This window comes from Mycolicibacterium sp. XJ879 (assembly GCF_053483935.1).
In genome coordinates, this window is the sequence record NZ_JBEFTH010000005.1 from 418,998 (window position 1) to 443,244 (window position 24,247).

Annotated in this window: 26 protein-coding genes; 16 read left to right on the forward strand and 10 right to left on the reverse strand. The window is 64.9% G+C overall.

The window, feature by feature from the left end:
- Positions 1–2 precede the first annotated feature (2 nt).
- From ABQF13_RS14875 to ABQF13_RS14890, 4 genes are all read right to left on the reverse strand, one after another.
- Entirely contained in the window at positions 3–878 is an 876-nt protein-coding gene (locus ABQF13_RS14875) for a DUF4097 family beta strand repeat-containing protein (RefSeq protein ID WP_448393506.1), read from the reverse strand.
- A gap of 21 nt (positions 879–899) precedes the next feature.
- Positions 900–1,544 (reverse strand): response regulator transcription factor, encoded by a 645-nt coding sequence (locus tag ABQF13_RS14880; protein WP_448393507.1) that lies wholly within the window; start codon positions 1,542–1,544, stop codon positions 900–902.
- Entirely contained in the window at positions 1,532–2,833 is a 1,302-nt protein-coding gene (locus tag ABQF13_RS14885) for a sensor histidine kinase (protein ID WP_448393508.1), read from the reverse strand. Before ABQF13_RS14885 ends, ABQF13_RS14880 begins: the two co-directional genes overlap by 13 nt.
- Before the next feature lie 153 nt (positions 2,834–2,986).
- Positions 2,987–3,400 carry a VOC family protein gene (locus ABQF13_RS14890; protein WP_448393509.1) on the reverse strand — a complete coding sequence of 138 codons (414 nt, stop codon included), beginning with the start codon at positions 3,398–3,400 and terminating at the stop codon, positions 2,987–2,989.
- A 90-nt stretch (positions 3,401–3,490) separates the two neighbouring features.
- Between ABQF13_RS14890 and ABQF13_RS14895 the strand changes: the two genes are divergently transcribed.
- A complete protein-coding gene (locus tag ABQF13_RS14895; RefSeq protein WP_448393585.1) occupies positions 3,491–4,372 on the forward strand; it encodes an LLM class flavin-dependent oxidoreductase in 882 nt (293 codons plus the stop codon).
- A gap of 7 nt (positions 4,373–4,379) precedes the next feature.
- Here ABQF13_RS14895 and ABQF13_RS14900 read toward each other — a convergent pair whose 3' ends face one another.
- Positions 4,380–4,844: a hypothetical protein gene (locus ABQF13_RS14900; protein WP_448393510.1), complete on the reverse strand. Its 465-nt coding sequence runs from the start codon at positions 4,842–4,844 to the stop codon at positions 4,380–4,382.
- 90 nt (positions 4,845–4,934) lie between these two features.
- Between ABQF13_RS14900 and ABQF13_RS14905 the strand changes: the two genes are divergently transcribed.
- A complete protein-coding gene (locus ABQF13_RS14905) occupies positions 4,935–5,609 on the forward strand; it encodes a helix-turn-helix transcriptional regulator (protein ID WP_448393511.1) in 675 nt (224 codons plus the stop codon).
- Between the two features lie 19 nt (positions 5,610–5,628).
- Here ABQF13_RS14905 and ABQF13_RS14910 read toward each other — a convergent pair whose 3' ends face one another.
- Positions 5,629–7,080 (reverse strand): hypothetical protein, encoded by a 1,452-nt coding sequence (locus ABQF13_RS14910; protein ID WP_448393512.1) that lies wholly within the window; start codon positions 7,078–7,080, stop codon positions 5,629–5,631.
- 106 nt (positions 7,081–7,186) lie between these two features.
- Here ABQF13_RS14910 and ABQF13_RS14915 point away from each other — a divergent pair, with 106 nt between their 5' ends.
- From ABQF13_RS14915 to ABQF13_RS14925, 3 genes are all read left to right on the forward strand, one after another.
- The gene (locus tag ABQF13_RS14915) at positions 7,187–7,408 is read left to right on the forward strand and encodes a hypothetical protein (protein ID WP_448393513.1); all 222 of its coding nucleotides are present in this window, start codon (positions 7,187–7,189) and stop codon (positions 7,406–7,408) included.
- Between the two features lie 356 nt (positions 7,409–7,764).
- Positions 7,765–8,028: a hypothetical protein gene (locus ABQF13_RS14920; RefSeq protein WP_448393514.1), complete on the forward strand. Its 264-nt coding sequence runs from the start codon at positions 7,765–7,767 to the stop codon at positions 8,026–8,028.
- Positions 8,029–8,092: 64 nt separating this feature from the next.
- Positions 8,093–9,016, forward strand: coding sequence for an SDR family NAD(P)-dependent oxidoreductase (locus tag ABQF13_RS14925; protein ID WP_448393515.1), 924 nt, complete (start codon positions 8,093–8,095; stop codon positions 9,014–9,016).
- Here the strand turns inward: ABQF13_RS14925 and ABQF13_RS14930 are convergent.
- The gene (locus ABQF13_RS14930; protein ID WP_448393516.1) at positions 8,977–11,973 is read right to left on the reverse strand and encodes a PQQ-dependent sugar dehydrogenase; all 2,997 of its coding nucleotides are present in this window, start codon (positions 11,971–11,973) and stop codon (positions 8,977–8,979) included. The genes ABQF13_RS14925 and ABQF13_RS14930 overlap by 40 nt on opposite strands.
- A gap of 350 nt (positions 11,974–12,323) precedes the next feature.
- Here ABQF13_RS14930 and ABQF13_RS14935 point away from each other — a divergent pair, with 350 nt between their 5' ends.
- Both ABQF13_RS14935 and ABQF13_RS14940 read left to right on the forward strand, forming a co-directional pair.
- Positions 12,324–12,680: a hypothetical protein gene (locus ABQF13_RS14935; RefSeq protein ID WP_448393517.1), complete on the forward strand. Its 357-nt coding sequence runs from the start codon at positions 12,324–12,326 to the stop codon at positions 12,678–12,680.
- A gap of 220 nt (positions 12,681–12,900) precedes the next feature.
- Positions 12,901–14,286 (forward strand): GH1 family beta-glucosidase, encoded by a 1,386-nt coding sequence (locus ABQF13_RS14940; protein ID WP_448393518.1) that lies wholly within the window; start codon positions 12,901–12,903, stop codon positions 14,284–14,286.
- Positions 14,287–14,395: 109 nt separating this feature from the next.
- Here the strand turns inward: ABQF13_RS14940 and ABQF13_RS14945 are convergent, their stop codons facing one another.
- On the reverse strand, positions 14,396–15,040 hold the full coding sequence (locus tag ABQF13_RS14945) for a TMEM175 family protein (RefSeq protein ID WP_448393519.1): 645 nt from the start codon (positions 15,038–15,040) through the stop codon (positions 14,396–14,398).
- A 295-nt stretch (positions 15,041–15,335) separates the two neighbouring features.
- Between ABQF13_RS14945 and ABQF13_RS14950 the strand changes: the two genes are divergently transcribed.
- The 9 genes from ABQF13_RS14950 (at position 15,336) to ABQF13_RS14990 (ending at position 22,406) form a co-directional block, all read left to right on the forward strand.
- Positions 15,336–16,454 (forward strand): tyrosine-type recombinase/integrase, encoded by a 1,119-nt coding sequence (locus tag ABQF13_RS14950; protein ID WP_448393521.1) that lies wholly within the window; start codon positions 15,336–15,338, stop codon positions 16,452–16,454.
- A 103-nt stretch (positions 16,455–16,557) separates the two neighbouring features.
- Positions 16,558–16,764 carry a helix-turn-helix domain-containing protein gene (locus ABQF13_RS14955; RefSeq protein ID WP_448393522.1) on the forward strand — a complete coding sequence of 69 codons (207 nt, stop codon included), beginning with the start codon at positions 16,558–16,560 and terminating at the stop codon, positions 16,762–16,764.
- A 322-nt stretch (positions 16,765–17,086) separates the two neighbouring features.
- Complete coding sequence (locus ABQF13_RS14960; RefSeq protein ID WP_448393523.1) at positions 17,087–17,608, forward strand: hypothetical protein; 522 nt, start codon at positions 17,087–17,089, stop codon at positions 17,606–17,608.
- A 6-nt stretch (positions 17,609–17,614) separates the two neighbouring features.
- On the forward strand, positions 17,615–18,745 hold the full coding sequence (locus tag ABQF13_RS14965; RefSeq protein WP_448393524.1) for an AAA family ATPase: 1,131 nt from the start codon (positions 17,615–17,617) through the stop codon (positions 18,743–18,745).
- 181 nt (positions 18,746–18,926) lie between these two features.
- Positions 18,927–19,559 carry a WhiB family transcriptional regulator gene (locus tag ABQF13_RS14970; RefSeq protein ID WP_448393525.1) on the forward strand — a complete coding sequence of 211 codons (633 nt, stop codon included), beginning with the start codon at positions 18,927–18,929 and terminating at the stop codon, positions 19,557–19,559.
- 296 nt (positions 19,560–19,855) lie between these two features.
- Positions 19,856–20,350 (forward strand): hypothetical protein, encoded by a 495-nt coding sequence (locus ABQF13_RS14975; protein ID WP_448393526.1) that lies wholly within the window; start codon positions 19,856–19,858, stop codon positions 20,348–20,350.
- Complete coding sequence (locus ABQF13_RS14980) at positions 20,347–20,829, forward strand: hypothetical protein (protein ID WP_448393527.1); 483 nt, start codon at positions 20,347–20,349, stop codon at positions 20,827–20,829. Before ABQF13_RS14975 ends, ABQF13_RS14980 begins: the two co-directional genes overlap by 4 nt.
- A 2-nt stretch (positions 20,830–20,831) precedes the next feature.
- The gene (locus tag ABQF13_RS14985) at positions 20,832–21,386 is read left to right on the forward strand and encodes a hypothetical protein (protein WP_448393528.1); all 555 of its coding nucleotides are present in this window, start codon (positions 20,832–20,834) and stop codon (positions 21,384–21,386) included.
- A gap of 174 nt (positions 21,387–21,560) precedes the next feature.
- Positions 21,561–22,406 (forward strand): phage major capsid protein, encoded by an 846-nt coding sequence (locus ABQF13_RS14990; RefSeq protein ID WP_448393529.1) that lies wholly within the window; start codon positions 21,561–21,563, stop codon positions 22,404–22,406.
- A 435-nt stretch (positions 22,407–22,841) separates the two neighbouring features.
- Here ABQF13_RS14990 and ABQF13_RS14995 read toward each other — a convergent pair whose 3' ends face one another.
- Together ABQF13_RS14995 and ABQF13_RS15000 are read right to left on the reverse strand one after the other, a co-directional pair.
- Positions 22,842–23,240 carry a hypothetical protein gene (locus tag ABQF13_RS14995; RefSeq protein WP_448393530.1) on the reverse strand — a complete coding sequence of 133 codons (399 nt, stop codon included), beginning with the start codon at positions 23,238–23,240 and terminating at the stop codon, positions 22,842–22,844.
- Positions 23,241–23,360: 120 nt separating this feature from the next.
- Positions 23,361–24,194: an AbiJ-NTD4 domain-containing protein gene (locus tag ABQF13_RS15000; RefSeq protein ID WP_448393531.1), complete on the reverse strand. Its 834-nt coding sequence runs from the start codon at positions 24,192–24,194 to the stop codon at positions 23,361–23,363.
- Positions 24,195–24,247: the final 53 nt, after the last annotated feature.

Below are 24,247 nucleotides of genomic sequence, written 5' to 3' on the forward strand. Positions count from 1 at the left end.
CGCTAACGCGAATCGTCGACGACCACGTCGCCGTTCTCGGACCGCACGGTGACGACTGCCGCCGCGGTCTCTCGATCGGTCGCTCGGGGTACTCGCACGACGGTCTCACCGTTGTTGGTGCTCGCGTCCACCGCATACTCGTCACGCGCGGGCAATCCGATGACAATCTCACCGTTGTCACTGGTCGCATCGACCGTGCGCGGCGCCTCGGCGAAGTCCACGATGATCTTCCCGTTACCCGTGGTAGCGCTGAACGATTCGGACACGGAGATGGGATCTCTAGTCGACACTTCGCCGTTGTCGGTGTGGACCTCGATCCGGCGGGCAGATCCTTCGAGAATGACCGCCCCGTTGTCGGTGCGCGCGATGAGCCGATCGAGATCCGCCTGCGCTCTCACCACACCGTTGTTCTGCTGGGTGATGACGGTCAGTCCGCGCGCAAGGTCAGGGGGCAGCACGACGGTGATCTCGCCGGCGCGGCTCCACTGCAGGAACGCCGACGGCTCACCGTTGATGGTTATGCGAGCGTCCGCGCCGTCGGCGTTGACCGACAACGGTTCTGCACCGGCAGCCGTCGAATTGACCATCCGCAGATCGACTCTAGGCTCACGTGCTTCGCGATCGCTGGTGATGCTGATGGCAGCTGGTACGGACCCGGTGTCGACGACCAGCGATCGCACCGCGGACGGCAGCGGTTTGGAATCGGTGACGACACGAAACGAGCCGATGCCCCACGCTGCCACACCGAGCGCGACGAGCGACCCCACCACCAGCACGGCCGCCGCGACGATCAACGTGGCACGGATGGCGGTGCGCCCACCCGGGGACAGCGACGGCGGCGGGGCAGGGGTCTGCGGCGGCGGAGCGGTGGTGGTCACGATGGAAATCCTTCCAGCAGTTCAGGACTCGAGAAAGCGCAGCACCGCCAGCACGCGGCGGTTCTCGCTTTCGTCGGGAACCAGATCCAGTTTGGTGAAGATCGACGCAATGTGCTTTTCCGCCGAACCGATCGAGACGTGCAGCGCGGCCGCGATCGCCGAGTTCGTCTTGCCCTCCGCCATCAACTGCAGCACCTCACGTTCCCGAGGGGTGAGCTGATCCAGCGCGCTGTGGTGTTGTGAGCGCACCAGAATCTGCGAAACCACTTCGGGGTCGAGCACGGTGCCGCCGGCGCCGACGACCTCCACGGCGTCGAGGAAAGCGGGCACGTCGGCCACCCGGTCCTTGAGCAGATAGCCGAAACCTTTGGTGTCCGAGGCGATCAACTCGGCTGCGTAGCGTTCCTCGACGTAGTGAGATAGCACCAGCACCGCCGACTCCGGGTTCTGACTGCGCAGCAGCGCGGCGGCCCGGATGCCTTCGTCGGTGAACGTGGGTGGCATGCGCACGTCGACGATGGCCAGGTCCGGACGCTTCTCGTTGACCAGGCGCAGCAGGTTGCCGGCGTCGGGCACGCCGGCAACCACCTCATGGCCGGCGTCGATGAGAATGCGTTCGATCCCGGCCCTCAGCAGGGCGGAATCCTCGGCGATCACGATGCGCATGGCAATACCGCTGTCACGATCGTGGGGCCTGCCGCCGGGCTGGAAACGGTGAACGTGCCACGGGCCGCCCGCACCCGTTCCGCCAAACCCCGCAACCCCGTCGCGTCGTCGGCGTCGGTGATCTGCGCCCCGCCACGACCGTTGTCGAACACCGACACCGACAACTGGCTCGACGCCTCATCGAACCGCACGGTGACCACGGCCTGGTTGGCGTGCGCGTGCTTGGCGACGTTGGTCAGCGCTTCGGCGACAACGAAGTACGCACAGGCCTCGGCCTCTTCGGGCAACCGGTGCGGCAGATGGAGGTTGAGCGTGGTGGGTACCGGGGACCGTTGCACCACCGACGAAAGCGCCGCGTCGAGGCCGCGATCGGACAAGATCGTCGGTGCGATCCCGCGCACCACGTTGCGCAACTCGACGAGCGCGCTCTTGGCGTCATCGTGCGCCTCGGCGATCAGCGTCTTGGCCGCGGGCAGGTCGGTATCCAGCTTGGTCTGGGCCAGCCCGATCGTCATCGCCAGCGACACCAACCGCGGTTGCACGCTGTCATGCAGGTCGCGCTCGATGCGGTGCCGCTCCGTCTGCGCCGACGACACCGCACCCGCGCGGGCGTCGGCCAGCGCGTTCACCTGGTGCTGCAGCGCCGCCGTGGACGACGGCGAGAGCAGCCACCGGTCGATCGAGGCGTCCAGCTTCGGCGCGAAGACCAGGATCGCCAGCGCCGCGGCGACGGCGACCACGGCCAGCGCCCACGCCAACGGCACCGGCAGGAACGAGATCCCCGCGTCGTCGTCGCTCTGCTGGACGGCCATCGCACCCGCCGGGCCCACAAAGGCGAACACCAACAGAGCGAACGCGATACCGGTCGCCAACATGTCGTAGCTCATCCGCAGGTAGTGGTGGGCCACGGCCTTCCATAATCGGGAACCGCTGATGTCCAGCCACAACTGGTGCAACCACCGCTGAATGCCCTCGTGCGGCGACATCCGTCGCGGCGGAACGCCGATACCCAAGCTGAATACCGCTTCACTGCGGACCCGCTCGACCCAGTCCACGCCGCGCATCAGGTAGACGAAAACCACGACGGCCAGGGCAAATCCAATGCCGCTGGGGATCGACGAGATGCCGAGGATGAGGATGCCCAACGGGATCCAGAACCACACCAGGGCCAGCGCCGCGCCGGTCATCATCGATGCGGTCGGCACCACACCGATGTGCCTGCTCGACACGTTCGTGTGTGTGTCGACGGGCGCGGTGGCTTCGGGACTCGTGTCGGTGACGGCGACCATGCACCCAACCTATGGACTCAGCGCGGCGGGCAAAACCGCGTTATCCGTAGACTCCGGTGGGGGTAAACCCCCGCTGCGATGGTGGGGGTAAACCCCCGCTGCGATTTCGGCGCGGCCATGCCCCCTCACTCAGGGTGCATGAGCGCGCCGAAGTCACTTCGGGGCTGTCAACTCCAGCGCGATGTTGTCCGGATCGCGGAACTCCAGGATGTACATCGGCCCGATGTCCTTGACCGGCTCGTGTTCGACGCCAAGCGCATCGAGATGTTCTGCTGCCGCGTCCAATTCGCCCTTGCTGTCCAGGCGGAATGCCAGGTGATCCAGGCCGACCCGGTTCTCATCGAAACGGTCGGAGGCGACGGGCCGCAGCCCCACCAGCATGCCGCCGAGGTCATAGATGACGCCGCCGAAGAGAAAGCCGAGGGCCTCGCGGGTGGCTTCGTCGGCCTTGTCGGGTATCTCGAGCAGGACACCCCAGCCGAACACGCTTTCGTAGAACTGTCGTGACCGCTCGATATCGGTGACGGTGAGCCGAACATGTGCGACGGACCGGGTGTTGATCGCCATGGCTGCCATGCTGCCAGCGGACACGATTCGTCGAGGTCAATCCGGGGGCATCGGGTCGGGCGTGCCAGAATCGGCCTCGTGCAGATCGGGATGACCATGCCGGTGATGGAAGCCGACCTCGATGCCGCCACGCTCAAGGCGTGGGCCCGGACCATCGACAACGGACCGTTCTCGTCGCTGTGCTGGGGGGAGCGGATCGCGTTCGACAATCCCGAGAGCCTGACGTTGCTGGGTGCGCTCGCGGCGTGGACCGACCGGGTGCGGTTGGTGACGACGGTGGTCGTGCCGCAGTTGCACGACCCGGTCATGCTGGCCAAGCAGTTGGCGACCGGTGACATGCTGTGCGACGGCCGGTTGACCGTCGGCGTCGGTGTCGGCGGCAGGCACGAGGACTACCACGCTGTCGGTGCGGACCCGGCGACGCAGACCATGCGGGGGATGGCCGAGCGCGTCGCGGTGATGAAACGCGTATGGGCCGGCGAGACAGTGACCGACTCCGTCGAATCCGTCGGGCCGCCACCGGTTCAGGCCGGCGGTCCGCCGCTGCTGGTCGGCACCATCGGACCGAAAACCGTGCGCAGCGCCGCACAATGGGCCGACGGTATGGCGGGCACCACCCTGGACCTCGACGTCGCCAGCCAGAACGAACTGTTCGACGTCGCACGCGAGGCATGGGCTCATGTTGGAAAGCCCGGCCCGCACCTGGCCACCTCGTTCTGGTTCGCGATCGGTGACCGCGACGACGCGCGGGCGCAGGTGCACCGCCATCTGCGGCGTTACATGAACTGGATTCCCGCCGAGTATGTCGACGCGATGGCCCCCAGCACCGGATGGGCCGGCGCCGATGACGAGTTGGCGGAGGTGCTGCGCAGGTTCAACGAGATCGGTGCCGACGAAATCCACCTCATCCCAACCAGTTCCGACACCGACCAACTGCGACGGGTCGCCGACGTGGTGAAGGACTTCGCGTAACGTCTCGTCAGGCGTTGCCGCCCGCGGGGGGTCCGCCCAACGGCGGGTCATAGATGGAGGCCAGCCGGGCAAGCGTCAGCGCGCCGATTAGGAGCCCGAAGTCACGCAGTGCGACGTCGTAGTAGCCGGACAACGTCAGCAGGTTGACGATGATGCCGGCGAGCCAGGCGGCCACGATGTAGGCGGCGTAGCGCGGTTTGATCGCCACCGCGATGCCTGCGACGATTTCGATCACACCGACGACCGCCATCGTGTGCGCGGCGCTGAGCGGGCTCAGGTCTGCGATCCAGCCTGCCAAGTAACCCTCCCAGTTCGCCGGCGACGTGATGAGCAGGTTGAAGAACTTGTCGAGGCCCATGACGATCGGCAGCACCGTAAACCCGACCCGTAAGAGTGCGAACGCACCGTATGCGGGCTCGCGTCGGGCTCGATCGAGCATGCCGGTCGGAGCGGTTGCACGTGAAGTGGTCATGTCGAACTCCTTCTAAAAGTAGCAATATGCATTTTTAGAATCTCCCTGCGGGTTTAATTTGTCAATACCTTTTGGTGTTAGAGTTGGGGTATGCCCGTCCGCCGACCCAGTGACCTGGCGGCGCTGACCGGGTTGAGCCATCTGGAAGATCCGGTCCGGCGTCAGTTGTATGAGTGCGTGGCCGAAAGCGAGGCACCGATCTCGCGGGAGCAGGCGGCCGCGGTGGTGGGCATCGGACGCACCTTGGCCGCCTATCATCTCGACAAGTTGGCCGACGCCGGCTTGCTCACGATCAGCTATCAACGCCTCACCGGGCGAGACGGGCCAGGGGCCGGTCGTCCGGCGAAGCTGTACGCGCGCGCACCGGGGGAGATGACGATCAGCGTGCCGCCGCGCGACTACGAACTGCTGGCGAGGTTGCTGGTGGGAGCCGTCGAGAAGGATGACAGCGGCGCAGTGAAGGCGGCAGTGGACGGCGCCGCCTTCGAAGCCGGCAGGACCGTTGGAACCGAATCAGCGCCAGACATCGTCGGGGCGCTGCGTCGGTGTGGCTACCAGCCCCACGTCGACGACGATTGCGTCAGCCTGCGAAACTGCCCGTTCCATATGGTCGCTCGTGACCATTTGGAGGTGGTCTGCGGTCTGAACCTGCGACTCGTCGAGGGAATTCTCGCGGGTTGTGACCAACCGCGGGCCCACGCCGAACTCACCCCGCACCCTGACCGGTGCTGTGTGGTGGTGCGCGGCGTGGAGCCCCACGATTGAGCCACGTGTTCGAGCCGAACTAGTCAGTGCCGCCGTCGGAGTCGCTGCCTGAGTTGTCACTCGAGCCGGACTCGGAACCCGAGTTCTGGCCCGCGTCGCCGGCGTCCGTGCCCGAGCTGTCATCCCCGCCGTCAGTGCCGGAACCGACGTCGGTGGGATCGTCGGCGCCGACGGTGTCCGCGTCATCGGTGACGACTTCTTCGACATCGACGACCTCGTCGACGACCAGTGCTGTCGACGTCTCGGTGTCTGCGGCGTCGTCCACGGAAGCCTCGGAGGCCGCGCCGACGCTGTCGTCGTCGGCAGGACCGCTCGAATCCGTTTCGCCGGCACCGCTTTCGACGCTCATCGCGAATGTCTGCGCCCCGGGATCTGGAAGGTTCTCGGGCCCGCCGGCCGAGGCGCGCAATGCGGTGTCGGCGGCCGGTGTCACCATGGCATCGGGTGTGACGCCGTCGATGATCGACACCAGGGCGTCGGCGATGGCGGTGCTGAAGAACGCCCCGGTCTCAGCGGCAGCGGTGATGAGGCCGCCGAACAACTCCGCGCCCGCAGTTGCGAAGCCAGTGATCAGCTCTGCGCCGAAGGCGACCGCCGCTGCTGCTTGCGCAATCCCGAAGCCGACGAGTCCTGCGGTCTGCGCGGTGGCGAAGACCACCAACTCGGCCAGGGAGTCGACGACGAACGCGCCGACCTCCACACCTGCTGCCGTGAGGCCCGCGACTGTGGCGGCACCGGCTGCGACCAGACCGACGAACGCGTCGACGCCGGATTCCAGGCCGGTGGCCGCGGCGGCGATGCCGAAGTTCACCAGCCCCGCTCCTTGCGTCACGAGGAATTCGAGCGGCGCTGCGAAGGGCGCGGGCAGCACCGAGTTCAATGCGAACGCAACGAGTTCGGCAGCACCGCTGATGTAGAACGTGCCGGCTTCGGCCGCTGACCCGATCAGGTCGACGAAGGCATCCGCACCCGAGGCCAACAGGCCGACTAGTCCCGCTCCGGCTCCAGCCAGAGCGACCGCCGCCTGCGCGACGGCGAAGTTCACCAACCCCGCGGCCTGGGTCACGCCGAAGATGATGAGCTCAGCCAACTGGGTATTGAAATACACGCCGGCTTCCGCGCCCGCTGCCACCAACTCGGTGACCGTGGTGGCCCCCGCTGCGATGAGCCCTGCGAACTGTGTGGCGCCGAAGGTGACGCCCTCGGCGACCGAGATCAGGCCGAAGTTCACCAACTCGGCGGTCTGCGTGATCAAGAACGTCAACGCCGATGCGGCGTCGGCGGGATCAAACAGCGCGGGGCTGGGGGCGATATCCAGGATGGAGGCCAGCAACTCGTTGTTGGCCGAAACGGACGGCAATGACGGGATCGCGACCTCGGACGCAGGCGCTGCGATGGGGCTGGCGATCAAAGCGGTGGCGCCGACGATAGCGACGCCGGTGGTGATGAGTGGGCGGGCTGCGATTTCCATGAGATGTTCCTACTGTGGGGAGGGCCAGAGCAAATGTTGTACGGATCACAGTTCCCGCAATTAGCAAAGCCAAACCAGATTTATTGACGGATTTGTCGGACGGGGCATGGGCGTGTTGCATGGCTTGGTTAACACGAAACCCTTCCGCGCGATCAAGATTGGTTGTATCCAACCGATCACTGATGGTGAATGGGGCGCGGAGAAGGAAACTATGGCAAAGAGCAGTTGGCGGCATCACGGGCTTATTGGCGGCGGACACCGGTCCGCTGACGATGAGATTGCAGTGACGACGATCAGCAACCTGAATCCTTGCCAGCAAAGGCAATGAACCGTACGATCTGATCGCCGGTCAAGATCCGGCGGGGATGCTCAGCTCTCGTTATCTCGCCGATCAAACCCTCCGTCAGATGAGCTCCAATTTGTGGTACCGAATCGGTTCGGTGACCGGGGTGCGGGGTCTGTTTCCGTAGCCGAGAGCAATCAAACATCGCGGGCCCAGGCGGGCATCCATCGTGCGTGGGCGAACTGGTATCAGAGACAACCAGGCGCGCGGTGTGGTTAACGGCGTGATCCGGTGGGACGATAAACCTATTGGGAAGAATCACAGGCTTCGCCGGGTTGAGCCCGAGAACGGTGAACGTCTTCCTGATAGCGGCGGGTAAACCGGCCGATAGGAGTATTTCCATGAATAGATCAACACTGAAAGCGATCGCCGCAGGGTTCGCCCTCACCGGTGCACTGGGTCTCGCGTCCGTCGGGCTCGGCGCCGGGCAGGCTCATGCTGACCACGACTGGTGGTGGCACCCGCCATCACCTGGGCACCACCACCACGTCCTTCCGCCACCGGGGCATGTCGGGCAGCTACCGTTCGTGCCGCCACCCGGGCACCTCGCGAAACTCCCGTTTGTGCCGCCGCCTGGGCACTGGGACAAACCCTGGAAGTGGTGAAAGCAGTCGCCCGCCCGATGGCCGCCCCGCGTCAGCGAGGCGGCCAGCCGGTTAATCTGCCACCGTGTCTACAAACTGGTCGCCGGCCCGACTCGGCAATCTGAGCGGCAAGCGCATCATCGTCACCGGCGCCACCAACGGTGTAGGTCTCGCGACGGCTACCGCGCTTGCCCGCGCGGGCGCGCAGGTGATTCTCGCGGTCCGCAATCTCGAGCTCGGTGCACAACGCGCTGCGGAGATGGGCGGCGACACGTCCGTCGTCAAACTCGACCTCGCCGATCAGTCCTCGGTGCGGGCCTTCCCCAGCTTGTTCGATGGTGACGTCGACATCCTGATCAACAACGCCGGCATGGTGGCGCAGCGGCGAAGCAACACGGTCGATGGCTTCGAAATCACGCTGGGCACAAACTTCCTGGGCCCGTTCGCCCTGACCAACCTGTTGTTCGAACGGGTGCGTTCGCAGATCATTAACGTTGGCTCCGACGCGCACAAGATGGCCAGCATCGCGTTCGACGACCCGCACCTGCGCACCCGTCGCTGGTCGGCGTTTCCCGCCTACGCGCGCTCAAAACTTGCCGTGATGCTGTGGGGCCTCGAACTCGACCGACGGCTGCGCGCAGCACGTTCACCGGTCTCGACCTACTTGACGCATCCGGGCTGGGTGGCGTCGAACCTGTCTCAGGTTTCGGAGCAACGGTTGATGTCGACGTTTCATACGGTGGTCAAGTCGGTGGCCGGCGTGCTTGCAAACGACCTCGACGCAGGCGCAGCTCCGACGCTGTACTGCATCACCGAACCGATTCCGCCGGGCAGCTACGTCGGTATCGACAGCAGGCTCGCGTTGAAGGGCGGCCCGACGCTCAGCGGCCGCGCGGCAGCCGCCTGTGACTACGAAAACGCTGGGAAGCTATGGGAATTCGCTGAGCGCGAGACCGGCACCAGCCTGCCTCAGACGACCACCGCAGCGCCGGAGGGGACCAGCTCGTAGGTCACCGTGTAGGTGGTGTCGCCCTCCGGGGTGACGATGGTATGGCTCTGTGCGCCTCCGTCGGACCAGCTGACGAACACCAGCTGCCCTCCTGTGCCGGGCTGCGGCGACGGCGCGTTGAGGACGCGCTCAACGCCCACCACGGCCTGCTCCTCGACGTAGGAGCCCTTGTAGGGGATTCCGTCGATGGTGAAGGTGGCGTTGGGGTCACTGGCGTTGAACGTGAGCTTGACCAGGTTCGGCTTGATGTCCTTGTACACCGTGGTGGACAAGCCGCTGGAGTCGGTCACGGTCAGCGCTATCCGGTAGAAGGTGTTGCCGAGCTGATCGCGGGTGCGCGGGATCGTGACGGTTCCGGTCGGCCCGGTGATGTTGTCCCGGAACGGATGCACATGGTCGGCGTGGTGGAACACCACGGACCACTTGTAGGCGCTGGCAGGCAGCGCACCGTCCTGATCATCCGACCCGATGCCGCTGAACGACACGGTGTCGCCGGCATTGTACTTGTCCGGCACCTCGGTGATCTCCACGACCGGCGGCGTGCTGCCGACCACGATCCGCTGGGTCGCGGTACTGGTCTTGTCACCGTCGGTCACCGTCAAAGTCACGGTGTAGGCGGTGAAGTCGGCGCCGGTGTTGGTGAAGACGATGGTCGGGTTGGCCTCGGTCGACGTGCGGCCGTTGCCGAAGTTCCACTCGTAACTCAGCTCGTCGCCCTCGGGGTCGGTGGATTCGCCGGCCGAGAACTGGACCTCCAGGGAGTCCTCGGCGGTGTAGGTGGACGACGCGTTGAGCACGGCGGTCGGGCCCCGGTTACCGCCGGACGGCCGGATGACCGAAAGTGTGCCCGGATAGATGTTCAGCTGATAGATGTTGCCATCGGGCCCCTGATCGAGTTTGACGGTGGTGCCGGCCTGGTTGTCGAACATGCGCTCGCTGATCAGGCTGGTGAACTCCGAATCGAACGTGAGCTCTTTGATCCAGCCGACCGAGTAGTCGGCGATGAACACCTTGTTCTGGTATTCCTCGGGGAATGTGCTGCCGGTGTAAACCACGACCGACGTGATCGAGCCCGCGTTGGCCGGCGGCGTGGAGTGGCGGTAGGCGTAAATGGGATCGACGTACGCGCAGTCATCACCGGTGCAGAAGCCTTCGACCGCGGGCCAGCCGTAGTTCGCGCCGGCCGTCACGATATTGAGTTCTTCCCAATTCGCTTCGCCCACATCGCCGACCAACAGCTGGCCGTCGGGAGTGAACGTGAAGCGGAACGGGTTGCGAAGTCCGATGGCGTAGATCTGGTCGACCGCATCCGGATGGCCGACGAACGGGTTGTCTTCGGGCGCACTGCCGTCGCGGTTCAGCCGCAGGATCTTGCCGTGGATGTTCGTCAGGTCCTGAGCGTTGCCGCTCTCGGTATTGTCACCCACCGCCCAGTAGAGATGCTCGCCGGCAGGGTCGAATTGCAGTTCGCCGCCGTGGTGGAAGTTGTTGCCCAACTCGGTTGACTTCAGCAGTTCGACGGGCTCGCCCACCACCTGGAACGAGTCGTCCAGTGTCAGCTTCGAGAGCCGGTCGTAGTTGTCCGCTCCCGTGTAGGCGACGTAGATGGTGTGGTAGCCGGGCTTGTCGCTGTCCCAGAACTGCGGATCGATCTCGATGCCCACTAGTCCGCGTTCACCGTCCGCGGTCACGGTCGGAAGGTCGATCAGCGTCGCCACGTTGCCGGTGGCCGGATCGTAAACCTTGATCGCCCCCGCCTTCTCGGTGATGAAGATGCGGTGGATTTGATCGGGATGCTCTGTGTCGGTGAGGATGTCGAAGTCCGTCGGTTCGTTGAGACCCGACACGATGGCGACGCGTTCGAGCTCGGCCGGCAGCCCCGTGGAATCCGCGCATTGCGCGAGGAACTGGGTGAGCTCCGCCGAAATTGCGCGTCCCTGCGGCGAATTGCCGAAATCGGTTATGGCATCAGTGATCTGCGTTGCGACGTAGTTGACGAAGCGCCCGATCGGGGTGCGGTTCAGGGCGTCGATGACCCGGGTGACCTCTCGGCGCGCGATCTCCAGCACCGCAGCCACGATCGGCGGCGCCGACGGGGCGCCACCGCCGGAGCCCGCGCCGCCGCCTCCGTTGATCGCGCCGGTCACGACGCTGACCAATTTCGTCACGCCGTTGATGACGCCGCATACGCATTCGGTCACCTTGGCCTGGATGTGGTGCACAACCTCCTCGGGTGTGGGCAGGCTCGGCAGCGCGGCCGCAATTCGGTTGGCGGATGTGGCCGTTGGGTTTGCGGCGCCGCTCAGCAGCGCGACGGTCTCGGTTTCGGTTGACGACTGGGTGGTCGACGTATCGGCCGTCTCGGCACGGGTTTCGGAGGCTTTGGTGCTCACCGCCTGTGCGACTGTTTCGGTTTCGACGTCGGTTTCGGGCTCGTCCTTGACCTCGGGGGCTGGCGTCGACTCGGTGTCGGTCGCGTCGTTGTCATCCTCGGGCGGGGTTTCTCCTTCGGTGTCGGTGAGGTCGGTGTCGTCGACGGCCTCGTCTTCACCGTCCTCGAGGTCCTCACCGTCCTCGAGGTCCTCACCGTCCTCGAGGTCCTCTTGGTCCTCCACGTCCTCGAGGTCGTCGGTGTCCACGTCGTCGAGATCATCGGTGGGTTCTTCGGAATCGGAAGTATCGGTGTCGGCTTCGTTCGTCGACGTGTTGTTGGACTCCGATGTGTCCGACGACTGCGAGGACGCGGACGAAGAGGAGGTAGCGGAAGAGGTGGAGGTGTCTTCTGCCCACGCCACACCGGGCATGGCAACCACGCCGGCGACGCCCAATGCGACGGCGAGCGCGCCGACGCGACCGATGTATTTGGCATAGCCGGCCGCTGCCGCTCTGGTCGCGTTCCTCGAACGCGCAACTGTGGCGTGTGCGCCGTGCGCGTCGGTGTGATCGGCGGCCGGCATGGATCCCCCCAGGTTTCGTCCTCGTCACTACGACTTCGCCAGCAACTATGGCACTTTCGATCGACTGACACGTCAAAACGCTGCACACCGGCAATGTGGCGGATGTGAAGTACGTCATGCATTCATCGGAAGCATTTGCTGTCGGTGCTATGCACGCCGCATTTCTCCTTGTCGAGGGCTTGTATTACCAAGCGGGTGAGTTGCATGCAGCGGCGTGGCGAGAACCCGCCGCGCAAACTGCCACGCGCGGCAGAGCGCGCCCGCACCCGCGTCCGTCGTCGCCCGGCATGCCGACGCCGGACCCATCTCGTTTACGCTGACGTCGACAGCGAGTAGCAAAGGAGACGAGGATGGCGTGGTTTCTGGCACTGCAGGGGTCGGCCCACCAGACTCATCAGTCGTCGGCGTATGAGCTCCAGGACTCAGTGGACCGGGACAAGCTCGCGGAAGAACTCGCCGGTGCCGCAACGCTGGACCGGGTCGTTCCGGTCGCGGCGATGCTGCCGCAGTCCAAAGGCCGTCGGCAGAAGGTGACCCTGTACGTTCGTCCTGCCGCGTGGGGGATGTGGACCTTCTACGAGATGTCAGAAGAAGATCAGCGTCAGCTGGTGAAGGAAAACCCGTTGCTGAACGCGCTGGCGCAGAGTGTCGCGCAACGAACCCAAGGAAATCCTGGCGCGCAGAACCCGCTCTTCGGTCAGCAGTAGCTCGCCGACGCCGCGTCGGAGCGCTCAGCCACTCGAGGCGGGCGTTGGTCAGGACCTTGACCGCAGCCGCGCGTCGGCGATCTCCTCGTGCCCATCCTGGCTGTCAGCGGTGTATAGCCCTTGACCGTGCCCACGCCAGAGGTGACGCTTTTTCGGACAACCCGGGAGCGCATCGCCGAGGAGGTACGTCATGACGGGGACATCAACGGATTCGCCGGCGTTGGCCGGCCGCCGCTTCCCGGACGACTTCTTTTGGGGCACGGCCACGGCGGCCTTCCAGATCGAAGGCGCTTGGGCCGAAGACGACAAAGGCCCGTCGATCTGGGACACCTTCGGTCATGCCGGCAAGATCAGGGACGGCTCCACCGGTGACGTGGCCGTCGACCACTATCACCGGTACAAAGAAGACGTCCAACTGATGAAGGCGATCGGGGCGACGGCATACCGGTTCTCCATCTCGTGGCCCCGTATCTTCCCCAACGGGGTCGGCCAGCCGAACGCGAAGGGGCTGGACTTCTATCGTTGTCTGGTCGATGAACTGCTCGCAAACGGCATCGAGCCGTTCGCGACGCTCTATCACTGGGATTTGCCGCAGGCGCTACAGGACAAGGGCGGATGGCAGTCGCGCGAAACGGCCACGGCGTTCGGCGATTACGCCGGATACGTCGCCGGGCAGCTGAGCGACCGGGTGCGGCACTTCTTCACCATCAACGAATTCTCCAGCTTCGTGGAGCTGGGCCACGGGAGGGGCCTGCTCGCTCCCGGCCTGCAGCTGCCGCCCGGTCAGGTCAACCAAGTTCGTCACCATGCCGTGCTGGGCCACGGACTGGCCGTCCATGCCATTCGCGCTAACGCCCGCGCGGGGACCAAGGTCGGGCCGGCGGAGCAGATCATCGGCACCGCTCCCATCATCGAGACGGCCGAGAACATCAAGGCCGCCGCGGCCGCTTTGCGTGAGTTCAACGCGGGCTACATGACCGTGATGATGGAAGGCCGTTACACCGACACGTTCCTCGCTCAACACGGGGCGGACGCGCCCAAGTTCACATCCGAAGACCTGCAGATCATCAGTAGTCCGGTCGATTTCATCGGTACCAACATCTACATGGTTCACGCCTTCGTCCGGGCATCCGACTCCGAGCCGGGGTACGAAGTGGTCGCAGGAAGCTCCATGGTGCCTCCGCCGGCGCGGCCCTATCAGCCGGGGCATGCCCGCGCCCAGTATCCGAACTCAGAAATCGCGTTGAGGCTCAGCCCAGAGTCGATGTACTGGGGGTCGCGCCTGCTGGTCGACGTCTGGGACGCCAAGGAGATATTCATCACCGAGAACGGCATGCCGACGACAGCCGAGGAAGACGCCGAGGGGTTCGACACGGGCCGCATCGTATGGCTCCGCGCCTACCTCACCGAGCTTCAGCGAGCGACGGCTGACGGTGTGCCGCTGCGCGGCTACTTTCACTGGAGCTTGATGGACAACCTCGAATGGGGCGCGGGCATGCAGCCCAGGTTCGGGCTCTATCGCGTCGACCCCGCAACGCAGAAGCGAGTACCTAAGCTCAGCGCGCATTGGTTCCGCGAGGTGGCGCGGCAGAATGCGGTCGTATGAACCGTACGCCTTGCCGGTGCTCTGCATCGGCGGTACGCGTGACCGCGGATGAGGAGCGACGGTTAGATCAGTCGAATATCTTCCGTGAAGCGGACGGCGTGACCAGGCGTCATGAGCGTGGACCCCGCGGCCAAATCGCGCTCAGCGGCAGGATGATGTACACCGCGATCGCGAGGTAGCCGAGCACGGCCAGCAGGGGCACGAAGAGCCCGACCACCAGCATCACGACGTAGCCGGCCAGGCTCGGCACGAACTGTTTGCTCAATGCCGTCACTTCGGCGTCAGTCGTATCGGCACGAATCAGGCGCGAGCGGACGGCGTAGCGCCACAAGGCACCCAGCAGAGAAGACGCCAGCAGGAGATTCATCCCGTAGACCGTCGTTGCGACCCGCTCAGCGTCGTGCATATTGATGTGCTCAGCCACGAGTCCAGTAGGAAATGGCAAGAACGACACCACCATGAGCAACAGCAGATTCAGCCGGATCAGGACTGGCGTGGTGCTCACGAGGTACTCCGTTATTACCGTGTGTTTGATCCATACCGCCCCGATGGTCGAGAAGCTGATCAGGTATGCCACATACGACGGCCACTGGTCAGCCAACGCCTTGAGCAGATGGTCGTCAGCGCCTACTTCGACGCCAATCTGGAGAACAAGCAGCGTGATAGCGATCGCGAACACCCCGTCGCTGAACGCTTCCATCCGGGTCGTCCGCAAGCTCGGCCGTCGCCTCGGCTCGGGCTGATTGTCATCCATTACAATTCCGCCCTCCCCACAAGGACGACGCGTGGGAGTTCGATCATTGGGACGCTTGGATGTGAGGGTAGTCAGGAGGATGGCTAAAGGCCAGGTCAACGGGCGTTTCAGTGGGTGCCCCCGGCAGGATTCGAACCTGCGCGGCCCTCGCTTTCCATGACGCATGTCCCCGCAGCTCAGGACGCCGAAAATGGGGTCTGACCTGGGCGAACATGTAGATCACTCTACACCTCCTGCTACGCACGCGATAGCATGAGAGGGCACGAATTGGGGCACGCGAGAGGCACGCAGGATCATGGCTGAGAAGAAACAACGTCGCGGTTGGGGCAAGGTTCGGAAGCTACCCAGTGGGCGCTACCAGGCAAGCTACGCCGGTCCAGACCACGCGCGCCACGTCGGTCCGATCACCTACGGTGCGAAGGCCGCCGCGGACGCGTGGCTGGCGAGCGAGCGACGGCTGATCGAACTGGACGCGTGGACACCACCAGCCCAGCGCGCAGCGGCGAAGCAGGCGCAAGCCGTCACTGTCGAGCAGTACGCCCGGCAGTGGGTCGCGCAACGTCCGGTCAAGCCGCGGACCAAGCTCGGCTACGAGCGGCTGGTGGAGCGCACCCTCAGTGACACACCACTCGGGGAGCTGACGCTGCGGGAGGTCACACCCGAAGCCGTACGAGCGTGGTACGCGGCTCTTGGATCATCCACACCGACCCGAAACAGCCACGCCTACGCGATGCTTCACGCGATCTTCGCGACGGCCGCGGACGACGATTTGGTGCCGTTCAACCCGTGCAAGATCAAGGGCGCGATGAGCGCGCCGACCAAGCGGCAACCCGCTGACCTCACACCAGCGCAAGTCGCTGCCGTCGCTGCCGCGATGCCCGATCAGTACCGCTGCGCCGTGCTGGTCGCTGCGTGGTTGGGTCTGCGTTGGGGCGAGCTGAGCGAGCTGCGCCGCGCGGACGTGAGCCCCGACCGCTCGATGGTCACTGTCGCGCGAGCCGTCACGCATCGCTCTGGACAGTGCTTCGTCGCGAGCCCGAAGTCCGGACACGGGCGAAAGGTGGTCGTACCGCCGCACATTCGCGACGACCTCGCGGACCATCTCGCGCGGCACGTCGCGAGCGGACCGGACGCATTGCTGTTCGCACCAGTGCGCGATGGTTGTCACCTGAATGACCGCGTGTTCCGCGATCACTTCGTCGCAGCGCAGCAGTCCGTCGGCCTCGACGGCATCCGCACCCACGATCTGCGTCACTTCGCCGGACGGACCATCGCGCTCGTCGGCGGGTCAGCCGGTGAATCTATGCAGAGGTTGGGGCACCGCACCTACAAGGCAGCGGTCATCTATCAGAGCGCCGCGAGCGACAGCGATCAGCGCATCGCGGCAGCGCTGTCCAAGCTCGCGACGGAGTAGGCCCGACACGCCGAAAACGTAGCTTCTGAGCTGCGACGATAGCTCGTTAATGTTCTGCACGACATAACACTTGGACGACGAGCACCACATAGCGTCGCGTGGTATGAAGCAACTCCCCGGCAAGCTGCGCGAAGCGGTCGACGTGCCGACTGCTGCGCGCGTGCTGTCCGTCCACCCCGTCACCATCCGGCGATGGATCACCGCCGGCACGCTACCGGCCCACTACATCGGTGCCGGCGGGCGCCGGTACGTCCGTATCTGGGTCGACGACCTCGCGAAGATCGCTGATCAAGGTCCGGTGGTCGCATGAGTACCTCCGCGCGACCTCTACGCTCGCGCGTTCACGTCACGAAAATGGTGGCCCAACAACCGAATATCTGACAAGTCCATCGCACGCCGAGCGAAACGTCCGAGCGTGCCCACGCCGAAACGGGGTGGTTCTTTCCCATACGAGAATCCGCACCGAAAGGCGAACGATCATGTTCGACAACGAAAAGGCCGGGCGCGACCAACGCCCGGCCCCTCTAATGCCCGATCCCGCACCAACGGAATCTGCTGCGAGTGTAGCACGCCCGCAACGGTTCTCGAGTGCGAAAGAACTACTCGACAACGGTCCGTGGTCGCAAGTCGAGTTGCACGCGCTCGCGCTAGAACTCGACATGCACTACCTGGAGCTGTTCCTGCTCTGGGTGATACGCGACTCACTGCGGACTGATCCGGAGTGGGTGAAGTGGTACCCGGAGCACCCGGCTATGGTCGCGAGCTGGGAAGCAAAGCTGGACCGCAAGCTCAATCCGCCGACGCCGCAGCGGCCGGTCGTGCCGGCCTCTGAGGTCAACGCTGGACGACGACGGAGCTACGCGCTCACTGGACTGTCCAACGAGCTCGGCACGCTGTCTGAGACGCGCGAGGGCAACCGTAACGATCAGCTCAACATCAGCGCGTTCAAGATTGCACGGTTCGTCCGTGACGGCCTGCTGACGCGCGACGAGGCTGTCGGTCCGCTGCGTGAGGTCGCCGTCGCGATCGGCCTGCCCAGCGACGAGGTCGACAACACGCTCCGCAGCGCCTTCGGCGGAGCTGACGCGAAGGGCCTGACGACCACGATCCCCGACCGCGAGGGGTACGGGTCCGCGTACCAGCTCGAGAGATGAAGCGTCATGAGCAACAAAGCAATTGATCCAATCCTCGAGCAGCTCGTCAAAGCTGAGCGCGAGAAGCGACAGGTCCGGCAGATCGTCGATGCTGAGTTCGCGCGCAAGCGAGCCAACGAACTGGTGCTGCCGGTCGCTCACGACCTCGGAGACTTCCTCGACGTCGAGGACGAGCCCGCGCGTTATCGCGTGGATCAGCTCTGGACCGTCGGAGGCAATGTGCTGCTATCAGCGCAAGCGAAGGCGGGCAAGACGAACATGTTCGGCAACCTGATCCGCTCACTCGCTGACGGCGATCCATTCCTCGACCGCTTCGAGGTCACGCCGCCCGAGGGGCGAATCGTGCTGCTGGACACGGAACTTGACGAGCGCATGCTGCGTCAGTGGTTGCGCGATCAGGGCATCAAGAAAACGAGCGCGGTCAGCGTCATTCCCATGAAGGGCATGCTTCACACTCTCGCGCTGGACAATCCGGAGGTCCGCGCGAACTGGGCTGCGCGATTGCGCTCGCTGGAGTGCTCGGTGCTGCTGCTGGACTGTCTGCGCCCGTGCCTCGACGCGCTCCATCTCAACGAGCACACCGAGGCTGGTGTGTGGTTGACACACTGGGACGCGCTCAAGCTCGAGGCAAGCATCGACGAGACCGCAATCTCACATCACATGGGGCACACAGCCGCACGACCGCGAGGCGACAGCCGGATCGGAGACTGGGGCGACGACCTCTGGACGCTGCTGAAGGAGACGCAACGCAACGGCGACGACGCTGACCCGTTCGATGCGCCCGACAACGGCGGTCAGCGCTACTTCAGCGCTCTCGGCCGTGACGTTGACCTGTCGAAGCGTTTGCTGGAGTTCGATCCGGCCACGCGCCGGATGAAGCTGACCGACATCGAGCCGACCCGCCGCGGGGGCGATCCGGCTGCGGACCTCGGAGTACTCAAGCTGGTGCTCCAGACCCATCCGAACGGCTTGACCAAGAGTGCTGCGACGGCGGAGCTGACCGCGCGTGGAGTCGCTGAGAAGCGCGCTCGCGCTGCGTTCGAGACCGCTATCGCGACCGGCTTGGTGTTCGTCGAGAAGGGCGCTCATAACGCGACCGTCATGCTGCCTGGGCCGTCGTGGAAGGACTCAGAATGATGCTTTCCACACGTCAGTTCGGCAGTTCGGCAAGCTCTGCCGAACACATTGCCAAACGGGCTCGCGGTCAGTTCGGCAACCGGGTATCCCTAAAGGGATATACCCGGCTGCCGCCGAACTGCCGACCGCTCGCCTGCCCCAGCCCTGCCGAACTGATTGCCGAACTGGGCGGGTGGTCGGCATGACTCAACAGGCTGACCTCGGACCGATCCAAGCCGAACGGCTGCGCGCGACCCGCCGGACCGAGACCGATCTGCTGGCCGCGTGGACCGCTCAGATCAGCAGCGCGCCGGACCTGCGTGGAGCGCTGTGCCGCGGATCGTCCGAGTGGGACTACGACCGCGAGCGTGAGCCCGGCCCCGAGCGCGAGGCGCGACTGGCTCGCGCTGTCGCGACGTGTCAGCACTGCCCGGTCCTCGAGCAGTGCCGGACCTGGGTCGACGGTTTGCCCAAGCACCGCCGGCCGTACGGCGCTGTCGGTGGCCGGATTATCCGACCGCCGGGCGTTCGCGTCTCGACTGTGACCGCCGCGGACCGGGCTCGCGTCTGGCTGGTCGACTATCTCGGCCACGGCCAGCCGGTGCCCGTCGCGCAAGTGCTGCGTGCCGGAGCTGCCCACGGCCTGAGTCCCAACACCCTCCGTCACGTTCGCCCCAGCGTCGGAGTGGAGCGCTTGCCCGGATTACCTGCGCGCTGGGTGCTCGCAACCGTGCCCCAGACCGTCCCAGACGGCCAAACGCCCTCGCCCGAGGGGGGTTACAGCCCTGATCGGCGTGTCGGGGCTCAGAAGGCAACTGAGAGTGAGGAACTGTGAGAGCGAACTGCCCCTGCGGAGAACCAGCCGAGGCTCGCGGCCTGTGTCACGTCTGCTACACGCGAGCCCGACGAGCCGGACAGTTCACCGACTACGCGCCGTGCCTGCTCGACGGCTGCGCGAAGCCGGTCGAAGCCCGCGGGCTCTGCCACAAGCACCACGTCGCGTGGTGGCGGGCCCAGAAGCGAGCTGCGAGCGCGACCGTCGTGCAGCTCGTCGAGCAGCACCAGACCACCTTCGAACCGAACCACTGAGAGGCACTGATCATGAACTATTCCGCTGCTGCGAAAGCTCTCATGCTGTCGCTGATCGACGCTGCGAAGGACTTCGATCCGGCCAACCCGCTCGGCGCTGCGTTCGCCGTCGTCGAGCGGTCCGGCGACGAACCGTGGTATGCCCCGGCGACCGCTGCCCAACTCGCGGCGAAGCTGGCCGAGGACTACGCCGGCGAGAGCGGCGCTGCCCATCTGTGGCGACAAGCCCGGCTCAGCGTCTCGCTGGGCGAAGGGCTGTCGCGCGTTGAGCAGATCGCGATGTCCGCGGTCCTCGATATGGGCGAGGTCGAGCCCGACACCGCGCTCGCGTTCGCTGAGGACCTGCATGAGCGTCACGGCTTGATTGCCACCTATCACGCGATAGGCGTTGCGGTGCAACTAATCCGGTACGTCGCCGAACTGGTGGGCGACCCGTCCATCAGCAACGACGACGACCGCGCGCGAGCCGTGCTGGTAGAACTCGCCAACGAAATCGCACGAAAGAAACCGTCAGAGAAGGAGATTCAACCATCATGACCGCACCCAATAACATTGGACCGCAACATATCAAGGCCGCTCAGGGTAAGGACCCGCGCGGCATCCTCGTTTTCGAGTGGTTACCGCCGGACCTCCAGAACGCCGAGGACAGCACACTCGCTGCGGACAGCGAACGGCTCCGCGAAATCAACGCCAACCGCGGTGCTGCGCTGACCTACTTCCTCCGGCCCGCGACCGCCGCGGAGCGGACACTGCTGGCCCATCTGGCGTCCGAGCGCGGTATCGAGCTCGAGCTGCCGGCGCAGCTCAAGACCGCCGTCCACTGGGCCTCGGCCGGTGTCCGCGCCCGGTTCTGGCCCCAGTTGCAGACCATCACCGAGCACGGCTGGCCGCAGCAAGTCTCGGCCCATGAGCAAGCCCGCGTCGACGCGATAACTCGCGCGATGGACCAGCAGGAGGAGGTCATCCGGGTCGCGCCCGAAATCACCACGCCCACCATCGACGAACAGGAGAACTGATCATGACCGCTTTCATCGACACGACCGACACGACAACCGAAGTCACCGACGACGCCGACGAGCACGACACGCCGGAAACGCCCGAAACGGGCTCCCAGACCGCCCAGGACGAACCGGAAGGTGCTGCCGCGGTAGACGACCCCGACGACGCCCAGGGCGACGAGCAGGCCTCGAAGAAGCGCGGGGTACGGCAGAAGCTCAAGGATGCCGAAGTGGCCAACGAGAAGCTGACTGCTGCCGTCGCGCGAGCCCGCGAGTCGCTGATCGACGCAGCGATGGACCGCGCCGCGGTACCAGCCGACAAGCGCCGGGCGCTGCTGCGCGTCATCGGCGACGACGAGCTGAACGAATGCCTCGACGACGACGGCCTGCCCGATGCGGAGCTGCTGCTGGCGACGGTGGAAGCTGCCCGCGCCGAGCTGGGCCTGCCGCGCAAGCCGCAGCCCAATTCGGTGGTCGGCCACGGACGCAGCGGCAAGACCGACGATGAGCTGCCCAAGGACTTCGCCGGAGTGTTGCGCGCTCACGTCGCATCGAGCGGAATGAGTGCCGGATAAACCTGCGATAATCAGCAGTGAGCGGTCGGCTGGACTGTCGCAGTATCAGCCGATCGACTCACTAGCTGGGCCTCGGGATGAGGCACCGACGAGCAGGGCTGTCGCAGTCCGCAGTCGGGAATCGCGCCGACGACCGTCGTGCGCGAAATCGCTTATCCCGAAAGGCTATTCATCATGACGCAGCTCACCACGAATGCTGCGAGCCTGCTCAAGCCCGAGCAGGTCAATGCGCTGATCGTCGAGCCGCTGACCAAGGAGAGCACCGCTTTTCAGGTCTCGACCGTTGCTCGCACGTCCAGCACGCAGTACCGATTCCCCGTCATCACAGGCGATCCCGACACCGCATGGGTACCCGAGGGCGCTGAGATTCCAGCCGACGACGCCAACGTCGAGGAGCTGCTGGTCACGCCCAAGAAGGTCGCAGGCTTGACCGTCATCTCCAACGAGCTGGCCAACGACTCGAGCCCGCAGGCGACCGCCGTCATCGGGCAGCGTCTCGTCAACTCGCTGCGCCGTCGCGTGGACGCCGCGTTCTTCGCGAACACCACCGTCAACGGACCGGCTGGTTTGGGTTCGATCGCTCCGACCGACGTCTACGCAGGCGCAGCCGGTTACGGCAACATCGACCCGTTCCTCGAAGCTATCGCCGCGGCCGAAGGCGTTGGCGCGCAGGTGACCTCGTTTGTCACCAGCCCCGACTCCGCACTGGACCTGGCGAAGCTGAAGAAGGGCACGGGCTCGAATGAGCCACTGCTCCAGCCTGACCCGGCCAAGCCTGCCGGCCGTGTCATCGCCGGCGTACCGCTGGTGGTCTCGCCCGACGCGCCGAACAACGGCACGGTCTACGCCATTCCGAAAGCGCTGAGCTTCGTCGTGCTGCGCGAGGACGTGCAGGTCGCGCTCGACTCGAGCGCATTCTTCACGTCGGACCGCGTCGCAGTTCGAGTCACGATGCGCGTCGCGTTCGCCTGGCCCCACGAAGCCGCTGTCGTGCGGGTCTTGACCAGCGACGCCCCGTAAAGCCGGTGAGGCGGTGCGAACAGCGTGAGTGCGCTCTGTGTCTCCTGAGCCGGTCGTTTCTCCCGCGTCGGGCTCAGCGCTCCACGACACTGCTTCGCACCGCCCTCACCCCAACCTGTCGGGCTGCTTGCCTTTCGACCAAGCCATCTGGTGCGCGGACGATTCCCCGTGGGGCGACGCATTCGCACACTTGTGGTCAGGCAACAGCTCGATCCATCGGACCAGCGAGACGCAGCGAAACGCGGGCGACGCCGACCAGTGGTTCGGTGGCTGACGGCGGGCCCGGCGAGTTGAGCAAACAGCTCGTCGGTGCCGCGCTTGTCGGTGCCAGACATGCCCAGGGGGGTTGGGGTCCCCCCGGGCCATGCGGGGCCGCGGTAGGCATTGCTGCTCTACTACCGCCGGAGTCTGGGGTTTCGCCGCGCGCAGCAGTTTTCAGCGTTGCACGTACTGCGCTAAGTCCCTCGCCAACGCTTCCCGCAGCTCAGCGACTGCATCTTTTACGATCAGGCCGACGACATCGTTGCATTGCGGGTCGGTGGCGTCGCACTTCGTGAACTCGATGATAAGCGTGCTGTGCACCACGGCTTCGTCGTCTTGCTCATTTCTGAACGACGCCGCAGTCACTCGGATGTTGCGGTCACGCACCCGCTCCTGCTCGTCGAGCTGGGCCCGCAGCTCCCCTTCGAAGTCCATGAACTCGCCCTGAGCGATCGAAGAGACGGACTCTGCGTCCCGCAGATGGCTGACGTTGATGGACGAGTCGATCGCCGCTGACGCGCGCCACTTGCCGCTCCCGAGATTGGTGATCTCGATGGTCGGGTAGTTTGTCATGCTTGCTCCGTTTTTCTCACACGTGCCGTCGATAACTCGGCCGCTCGCCCGGGTTGGGATTTCGGCTACAGGTCCAGAAGCGACGTGCAATCCCGACGGCCGATTCGTGAAGATGTTCTACTAGCTGGCCTTCTGACTAGTCAGAAGATTCACAAAAGCCGAGCAGCTGACGAGGAAGTACTGGGCGTGCTCTGGGGTCGGTTGCACTGTCCCCTCGTGGGCGGCGTGACGTATGCCGCCGCTCTGACTTGTGAACCCATAGATACTCTTCCAGCCTGCGATCAGGGCCGGATGCACGTCGTCCAAGTCACCGTTTCTCCTTGCGGTTTCGAGTGCGTCACCGAGAGGCTTCTTGACCCCCGCCAAGTCCTGCGCTGCCGCCTCAACGGCAAGGATCGACTCTTGGATGGACTTGGCGTAGTTCGGGTTCTCTCGGTTCGCCATCAGAGACAACGCGTTTTTGATGTGAGTGGCTGCAGGAGTCATTGCAGCTCCGATCGCCTCGGAGATTGATTGCAGTTCAGCATCATTTGTGATCGGCACGAGGTGATCGTCGACGATCCGCCACCCTGCACGGTTGCGGGTGAGGATTCGATTGAAGTCGTTAGCGATGGACCAGCCGCGCTGCGAGGCCTGAACCAAAAATTGAACGAGGTCGTACACCTTATTCCACTCGCGAGCGCGTACGGTCTGCTCCATCTCGGTAAACAACTCCCCGAAATTTCGCAAATGATTGGCCGGGCGCGCGTAGAACTCTGTCCAGATGCGCTCTACAGCAAGAGGTTCGACACCGTACCGTGTGTTGATGTAAGCCCCGTAGATGTAGTTCCAAAGATCAGTACGGATGCGGTCATCGAGGTCTTCGTACTGGATCTCGGTCGGATAATCTTCGTATCCGTATCGCTGGGAGAAAGTCGGCGGCCGCGCGCCGCCATAGTCATCCGGATCTGTCACGGAAATACACACCTTGTCGGTCGAGGTTTGGTTTCGAGAAGGCGGCACCACCT